Origin of the sequence: Moorena sp. SIO1F2 (assembly GCF_010672755.1) — a bacterium.
Lineage (GTDB): Bacteria > Cyanobacteriota > Cyanobacteriia > Cyanobacteriales > Coleofasciculaceae > Moorena.
This window is the reverse complement of record NZ_JAAHFV010000389.1, coordinates 1-5765: the sequence shown is the minus strand read 5'-3', so window position 1 is coordinate 5765 and position 5765 is coordinate 1. Positions and strand designations below refer to the sequence as shown.

5 protein-coding genes are annotated in these 5765 nt (G+C 45.6%); all 5 read right to left on the bottom strand.

Going from position 1 to position 5765, the window contains the following annotated elements:
- Nucleotides 1–158: iron-containing alcohol dehydrogenase (locus F6J94_RS34490; RefSeq protein WP_367142289.1), on the bottom strand; the 158-nt coding region annotated here is incomplete at its 3' end.
- 84 nt (nt 159–242) lie between these two features.
- Nucleotides 243–959, bottom strand: coding sequence for a Uma2 family endonuclease (locus F6J94_RS28990; protein ID WP_293046751.1), 717 nt, complete (start codon nt 957–959; stop codon nt 243–245).
- Between the two features lie 724 nt (nt 960–1683).
- Nucleotides 1684–2505 (bottom strand): Uma2 family endonuclease, encoded by an 822-nt coding sequence (locus tag F6J94_RS28985; RefSeq protein WP_293046750.1) that lies wholly within the window; start codon nt 2503–2505, stop codon nt 1684–1686.
- A gap of 4 nt (nt 2506–2509) precedes the next feature.
- Entirely contained in the window at nt 2510–4450 is a 1941-nt protein-coding gene (locus tag F6J94_RS28980) for an iron uptake porin (RefSeq protein WP_293046749.1), read from the bottom strand.
- 29 nt (nt 4451–4479) lie between these two features.
- Entirely contained in the window at nt 4480–5499 is a 1020-nt protein-coding gene (pstS, locus tag F6J94_RS28975; protein ID WP_293046748.1) for a phosphate ABC transporter substrate-binding protein PstS, read from the bottom strand.
- Between the last annotated feature and the right edge of the window lie 266 nt (nt 5500–5765).

Sequence of the window (5765 nt, the reverse complement as noted above, 5' to 3'; positions counted from 1 at the left end):
GGATGGGTCGAATACAGGTTGGCGGCCTTGGTGGTGTCGATCACCGAACCGCCACCGACCGAGATGAACCCGTCGACCTTGGCGTCGACCGCGAACTTGGTTGCGGCCTGGAACGACTCGTCGGTCGGCTCGACCCTCACGTCGTCGTAGCGGGCCACGTCCACCCCGGCCTACAAAACTCCTAGGTTCTAACAGTTAATCAGTAAGCTCCACACTTTTTATTATTTTTATGACCATTCACCTTAAATTTCATCTGGGTCAATCCCTGCCTGTCGCAGTCTCTCTGCTAATTGCTCAGCTCGTTGCTCAGCTACTTCAGCTCGTTGCTCAGCTGCTTCAGCTTGTTGCTCAGCTACTTCAGCTCGTTGCTCAGCTGCTTCTTCTGGTAAGGGAACTAGATTCCCATCCCGGTCATAAAAGCGCAGCCATACTGCTGAGGTTTCCTCAATGGTTCCAGACCATGCTCCTAACCACAAGCCTAAGGGCTGACACCATAGCCACCCTTGTTCATTTGGGGTTAGCTCCTGGTAGCCATTGTCTATATCTAAATACCATCCTTGCAATGAATCTGGGTCAAAGGGTTGGTAGACAAAATAATTTGGAGTTCGGAAGGTCTGGCAGTAGATGCTCTTCTTTTTACCTGTGTCAACTTGCTTTGTGGAGGGGGACATCAGCTCGATTATTACATCTGGGTAGCGACCCTGTTCTTCCCATACTACCCAGCCCTGGCGTTCTCGACTACCGTCTACATTCAAGACTACAAAGAAATCTGGCCCGCGAAAGTCCCGGTTTCGTGCTTGTTCACTACTGAAGTAAACAAACATATTGCCCCCAACAAAGTAATCGTCTCGGTCAGCTAAAGCAACGCGCAGTGAACGGATCAGGGCGTTCATGGCTATGCGGTGGCGGTCACTCTCCAAAGGTTCTCCATCATCAAAAATTAAATCGGTTGGTGGCATGGGGGGCTCCCAATCCACACTATTGGTTGCAGTTGGGGATACTGTTTCGGTCTTGGTTATGCTGGTCACAACAAATCTACGGTCACGTTTGGAAGCCTGGTATCTAATCACTGGGAAAGAAAAACGCACTAAGAGCGCGGTGTTAACCGCCGATACGAACGTCTTTCCCCTAGACTAGTATATCTGTTCTGTGAACCTGATGCGATCGCAATCCTAAATCGTTTGTCAAAAATACTTCGGTTGAAAATAAGTAGTCGGACAAAACTAAAATTAACTCTTTAAATAGGGAGCAGGGAGCAGGGAGCAGGGAGCAGAGGGACTTTTGGCAACTTTACACAAATTAATACAGTTAGGTTTATTTTTGTCCAGGTACTTAGTGCTGAGTCCTCAATACAGAAACCAGAGTAAAAACTGTTACTGTTGACTAGTCAACAGTGTTTAAACTTATAGTATAACTTGACAGAAAATACTTGATTGAAACATTTTTTAGCAAGACTACATATACTAACTCTTTGCTAGTCTAAATCTGAAGAGATGTTGCAGTTACAGCAGTTTTAAATTGGCTGAGATACAAATTATTGGATTTTAGGGAGCAGGTAAGAAGTAAAAAATGCTGTGTACCCGATAGCTATGAAAAACGCTGTGATCAATTAGGCTTTTTTTATAAAATAAATTACTATTGCTGCAAGGCCAGGCAAACGCCCCGATTCAATAAATTTATGGCCTACAAAACCGTATCCGGATCAATTCCCCGTTCTTGTAATAGCGCTCTCAGACGTGCCACTTCAGCTTCCGCCTTTTCAGCTCGTTCTTGTCCTGTCAGCAATAGATTACCTTCACTATCCCACCATCGCAGCCAGATTTGGGTTTGATTCTGGTAGCTTCCTGACCATTTTCCCAGTTCTACTTTTAACGGAGCAATCGGATAATGACCCCGTTCGTTCGGTGACATCTTCTGATAAAATCCATTTACCAGATTGTAGACTTCTAGTTCATTGTCCTTGATCAAAAATATGGCGTAGTAGGGAATCCTCATCACTCGTTCGTAGACCCAGAATTTCCCAGGACGCTGACCCTTTTTCTTATCCTTGGTCTGAGGGGTAACAGTTGCTAGCTGAGCCAGTGATGTTTTGTCCCGTTCCTCACTCCCATCCCTGCTTGCCAGTTCGATAGCAATCAGGGGTGGAATGTATTCCCTACGAAGCACGTAGGAGCGACGAATCTGACCATCAAGCTTGGGGGGAACATCTGGAATATAGAACCAATCAGGAGCTTCGGCTCCTGTCTCTGGGGGGTCGGTTTCTCGCCAGTAGATGCCGCAATCTTGACCAATGATGTACTGACCATCAGGGTGAAGCTGTTGCAGTACTGAAGCAATTGAATCGGTTAGGAGCAGAGTTTGGGGATGCTCTTGAAAGTTTTTGCCTACGGCACGCTCCGCGAACACAAAGGTGCCATCCGACTCTGGTAATTGGGTGTGGTCGGGAAAGGGTTGGGAAAAATCTTGGTTGGGAGTGAGGGTTTTCGGTTGAATATTTTGAACCATCCCACTAGAAATTAAACTGGGTTCGCAGCAGTCCAACCCCAATGGTATCATTTTCATCATTGTGTTCTGGATCGATAATCACCAAAACACCAGGAGTGATAAAGATTCTATCAGTGAGTGGGTAGCGATAAGACAGTTCGAGATGGTATGATACATCGCGATCGCGACGACCAGCAACATCATTACTAGCTAGTCTCGGAGGCATGCCAACAATTAGATTCAACTGGCTGCCTAGTTTTCCGATGTCTGGGAAAGCGGCGGTAATTGCCCAGCTCCAAATATCTGCTTTTGATCCGGTTGATCCATCGAAATCATTGTTACGGGGTGAGGATTCTGCGATCGCATTGCTATAACCAACCCAACCCCCTAGGGTAAAGCGATCGCTAAATCGATAGCTAGTGGATACACCCAAGCTATTTGATGAGGTGGCTGTATTTGACCCAAAGGGAGATTGAGCGAATTCGCTACCGAGAAACGATGCAGTGTTGGCTGTTTCAGGAGAGTAGTACCGGACATAGGTCAAGGCCATACCAAAGCGATCAGAGGGAGTGAGGGTCACCTGAGCCAAAGCACCAAAGGCACCATTGAACAGTCCAAAGTCTGAATTAGAGGCAGAACCAGTGTAATAGGCTGCTCCAGTAGCAATCACGTCATTGAATTGATAGTATATCCCAGCACCAGCACCAAAACCCAAGTCGTAGATATAATTATTGAATCCAAAACTGGAAATGGAAAATGCTGGATTGAGGGTGGGAATCAAAGCAGTTGCTCCCTGACCTGCTGCTGCTATAGATACCAGACCTTTATTACCTAGGGGAAACCGATAGAACAGCTGGTTTAATTTAACATCATTGCCGGTATTAGTGGCAAAACCAAACTTTGTCATGGCTGTACCGGTGAAACCAGTGCTAAAGTTACTGGTATTCCCTGCCCGAAGTCTAGTGCGCAAAAGGTCTCGACCAGTGAAACTGGTGTCAAAGTTGAGAATTGCCCGGCCTCCCAACAGAGTATTAGTATCATCAAAATCTTCTGTTGGGCTTTGACCAGAAGGAACTGCTTTTTTCCCGCCAAAGCCAGTAGCTAGAGCAATATCTACACTCCCACGCAAGATAGTAGTAGTAGAAAACTGATGGTCTTCGAGGAAAGTGACCCGCCCTTCCAAGTTATCCACCCGAGCCTGTACAGTAGCCAATTCACCACTGAACTCTTCTTGTAGCCTTTGCATTGCTGCTAAATCAGCTTCCGTTACCAAGTTGGCTGTTTTCCCAATAATCATGGCATTCACCCGATTTAGGCAAAAATTCAAGCCAAACGCAAACTCGTAGCGAGTCAGGGCGCGGTTACCGCGATAGGTGTCATCCTCGTAACCAGTCAGGCATCTATAGCGCTTCAACAAAGACTGTAGTGCTTCGTAAGCCCAATCCGTAGGTTGGACATCAGACAGTTCATAAACTGGTGTTACCCGCTCCATTGGTCCATTACTCAACGGGTCTGTCACACCTAAGTTTTGGGATATATCTAAACTATTATCTGGACTATTATCTAAACTATTGGAATTAGTCTGAGTAGATGGGATGTCTAATAGTTTGGAAATCGGTGCTACCTGACCCATAAAGGGATTACTCACAGTGTCTGCCACCTCTAGGTCTGGCGGTGACTCCAGACTAGTCAAGCTAGCTGTCGATATCCCAGAATGGGGAATAGACGTAGTAGTCTTAAACTCTAGTTCATGGTGGAATTGGTCGGTTAACTGAGGAGTTTTTGGGGGAGTTTTTAAGTACTCTCGCGCTAGATATTTCGGGTTGGGGTTAACATCTGACCAATCTGCTGTCAAGGTTTCTAGTTTGCTCTCAGCCATGGCGGGGGTAATGGTTACCAAATGGACACCAAGTACTATCGGTGTCAGTGGTAATGCACCGCAAAATTTTTTCACAAATCTCCTCACACAACAAAAATAAGTTGAATTTTGTCCTTCTATGGAACAACCCTGATGTTGTTATTCACAGCTTCGATGGCTCGGTTAGCAACATCTTCCGGTATCCGAGTGTACTGTAGATCTTCGTTCAAGTCTTGACCGTCAGTCAGAATCCAATTTATCAGGTCTTTAACCCCTTGGGCTAGTTCTGGTTTAGGATACTTTTCGTAGACAAACAGCCAAGTTATACCTACAATTGGATATCCCTCTTCTGGGTCATCTATATTTTCGATGGTGAAGTCATCATTGAACTGCACATTGTCTAGGGCTTTATTCGCTTGATCAACGGTAGGCTTGACGTAGCGACCAGCTTGGTTTTCCAGCCTGGCCATTGGTAGGTTAAGCTGTTTAGCATAACTCGCTGGTACATAGCCAATGGCACCGTCAATTCGCTTAACTTCGCTAGCTACTGGTCCATTTCCCGGAACACTAGAGAAGACCTTAAAGCCCCAATTAGGTTTTCTACTGGCTCGGATTCTGCCATTAGTAATTTCATTCAAATATTTAGTAAAAATAAAGCTAGTACCGCTACTACCTGAGTGGACAACTACTTGGATCTTCCGGTTCGGGAGGCGGGAGTTTACTTGCTTCCAATTAGAAATTTGACCTGAAAAAATTTTACCCAGAGTGTCTCGAGATAGCTTAACATCGGTGGTTATCCCTTGTAGATTATAAACCACAGCCAAAGACCCCCCAGCTGTTGGTACCATCAACAAACCCCGTTTCATGGAGTTTCTCTCTACAGGAGTTGGAATTACATTGCTCGCTCCGAAGTCAACGGACTGATTCAGAAATCGTCTAATTCCACCACCACTGCCAATAGCACTGTATTTGAGCTTTACATCTGTTGTTTCTTCTTGGTATTCTCTAAAGTAACGGCGATAAAGGGGTTCAGGAAATGTAGCTCCCCCACCAGTCAGGGATTGAGCGATCGCACCACTGATAGAACCAAAGCCAACGGTAACGGTTACCGCTGTTGCTGTTAAAACCTTTTGCAAAAAAAATTGATAGCCAATCATTAATGTATCCTTAATTTATTCTAGTATTACAATTTTTAGTATTCTTAATCCTATAGATTACGCGATCGCTGAAAGCGGGACTTCGTCCATCGCGTCAATAACAATGTAAGCATTCAGCGGTCAGCCGTGAGCTGTCAGCCTTCAGCTAAAAGCTCACGCTATGGAACCGTCAGCTGATGGTGTTGCTCAAAAGGCACCGGTGGTTTATGTGACTCATGACCAAACCGAAGCAATGACCCTCTCAACTAAGATTGCGGTGTTATCTG

Coding starts and splice junctions, on each gene's coding strand:
- F6J94_RS28990 (WP_293046751.1), bottom strand. CDS start 959: ATGCCACCAACCGATTTAATTTTTGATGATGGAGAACCTTTGGAGAGT.
- F6J94_RS28985 (WP_293046750.1), bottom strand. CDS start 2,505: ATGGTTCAAAATATTCAACCGAAAACCCTCACTCCCAACCAAGATTTT.
- pstS (WP_293046748.1), bottom strand. CDS start 5,499: ATGATTGGCTATCAATTTTTTTTGCAAAAGGTTTTAACAGCAACAGCG.